This is a genomic window from Carnobacterium sp. (genome assembly GCF_032094055.1).
GTDB lineage: Bacteria > Bacillota > Bacilli > Lactobacillales > Carnobacteriaceae > Carnobacterium_A.
Map to the genome: position 1 here is coordinate 6,998 of NZ_DAMDAK010000025.1, position 2,460 is coordinate 9,457.

The following is a 2,460-nucleotide window of genomic DNA, read 5'->3' on the forward strand; positions in this document are numbered from 1 at the left end:
CTGCTTTTTAAAATTTTCAAGATATAAAAAATAGCAAAAAACGTACAATGTTAAAAATACTCAGCCTTAAAATATGAGCGTTATTTTATCTTTTTTTGCTTTTGTTATCCAAACTTTTGCTTGTTGTGTTGATGTTAAAATAGCCGTTTTTGACTCATTGTCTGTGAAGTGCAGTACAAAGATAGCGGTTTATAAAGGAAGTTTGATAATCAAAGTAAATGACAACTATTATTTAATGAATATAAATTCAAACAATTGTTTATCTTTTGTCATGTATATTTATTTATTTTAATACAATTTTGTATATTTGACTTAAAATAACACTAGCGATATATTGGAAGAACCGAACGAAAATCAAAAAAATAAACTAATGGAGGAACAAAGAATGAAAAATCCGAAAATGAATAAAAGAAATAAATTGCCTTTGTTGTTAGGTATCTTGTTACTGATCAGTGCAGCTGCTTATGGAACACGGGCTTACTTTACAGACTCAGCAACAGAACAAGCTGGGATAAAATTGGAATTGGGAAATGTTAAAATTGAGAATAAGTCTACTGCATGGACATACAATGAACAGGGACAAGCAAAATTTGAAACTCAAGATGAAGGAAAAGTTCTTTACACAAATGTAAGTGGTGGGGATTCATTTACTAAGCATTTTATTTTTAAAAACACAGGTAGCTTGGTGTCAAAAATAAAACTCGAACAAGATATAGTGAAGGAAGAAAACGCAAACCCTCTTGTTTCTGAAGATAAGGTTTATTCATATGATGAAGGCCCATATACCATTAAGATTACCTCTGATAAGATGAATTTTATAGATTTAATTAATGGAGCTAAACTTGAGTCAGGCGAAACTTTAGACATTCAAATGGAGATTAGTTTGAATCCAGATTTGAATAATGAAAAATACAATAGAAGCGACAAAGATGGTGGAAATCTAGATGGAATAGCACTTGATCTATTAGAAAATAAAGTCACTGTTGAACTAACGGATTTAGCTAAAAAATAAGAACGATATACTCCATCATCAAGTTGAAGGTCTAAGCAAGTTCAGGTTGTTTGAAGTCTATGAAGAATAGAGAGGAAACTAAAATGTCGAAAAAATTAATCAAGTTGAGCTACAATTTGTTTCTTGGCCTAAGTGTCCTATGGATATTATTTCTTCTAACTCCTTCAGAACCGATCTTTGCACACTTTAGTGACACTGTCAGCGCAAATGCAGGGATACAACTCACGTTAGGCAATCTTGCATTGTCTCCTGAAAATAATGAAACCTTCACTGGGTTAATTTATTCAGATGGAGAACTAGTGTCACTGTCCACTCATAATTTAAAAAACAAAGGTACATTAAATGGCAAACTGGCCTATCAAATTCAAGTGACCGAAAAAGGAACGGATACTCCGGTTGATGTGAGTGAAATGCAATTAATAATGAGTTTCGATTCTGTTCTAGGAGACAAAACTATTCCAGCATCGGAAATAAACTCCTCTCGTTATACATTTATAACAGATAGTGCGGGGAAAGAATGGGTTTTTGATGCAAATCAAAAAGAAGATCTTCCTGTAACGATCAAATATCAAAGTACTGACATCCCCGAAAAAGACCGTGATATTGACATCACAGTTACATTCCTATTGGTTCAAACAAATGCATCGGAACCTAAAGAAACCATGTTTTATGATAAAACTTCTTTCAAGCATGAATTGAAATTGAAAGCTAAAATTGATGAATCACTTAGTCCATTAGATCCTAATTATTGGCCAGCAGCTGAGGATAAGAACTGGAAATGGAACGGAGAAGCCCGATACAATGATTTTCAATTTCAAGATGTTATGTATTTTAGCGAATTAGAGTCAGGAGAAAAAGTTTGTAATTTAAATGATTTTGTATTGTATATCGAATTGCCAAAAGGCAAACTAAAAAAAGATAACGAGTTCAGCTTAACGCCTAAAAAAGAAGGCTTTGAAATAAAATATTTTGTCTCAGAGGATAGACGCCGTATAAAAATAGTCTATTCATTTAATATGCCAAGTAAAGCTGCAAGCAAAATTTTATCCTCTTCAATAGATCCTTCCGTAAGCTTTCGTTATGGTGATGAGAATACAGATTTTTCAGTAACCTTATCTCCATTTAGTGTCAAAAGAATGGTATTAAGCTCAGATACAAATGTTCCAGGTTATTTTGAAACATTACCAATTTATACTACCTTAGAGCCCAAAAAAATTTCTTTTAAATATATTTCAGAAGATTGGAATATAAGTACAGGCAACTGGCTTGACAAACCACTATCAGATGCCAAGCTTAACTACAAAGAAATAGAAGCAACAGTGATCGAAAACTCAGCTCTCTTCGATTTAAGCGTATATAAAGCGAGCGAAGGGAACCCCCAAGATTATTTACTGATCAATACAAGTAAAGCTGCAAAACCAGCAGACCAAAATAAAAAAGGAAAACTT

Annotated in this window: 2 protein-coding genes; both read left to right on the forward strand. The window is 32.7% G+C overall.

Annotated elements, in window-relative coordinates:
- The first annotated feature begins 385 nt into the window (after positions 1 to 385).
- Complete coding sequence (locus RT405_RS05610) at positions 386 to 1,012, forward strand: hypothetical protein (RefSeq protein WP_313468284.1); 627 nt, start codon at positions 386 to 388, stop codon at positions 1,010 to 1,012.
- Positions 1,013 to 1,095: 83 nt separating this feature from the next.
- The coding region (locus RT405_RS05615) for a hypothetical protein (protein WP_313468285.1) at positions 1,096 to 2,460 on the forward strand (1,365 nt) is incomplete at its 3' end.

Excerpts from the sequence above, each read along its gene's own strand:
- RT405_RS05610 (WP_313468284.1), top strand. The coding sequence starts at position 386 with ATGAAAAATCCGAAAATGAATAAAAGAAATAAATTGCCTTTGTTGTTA.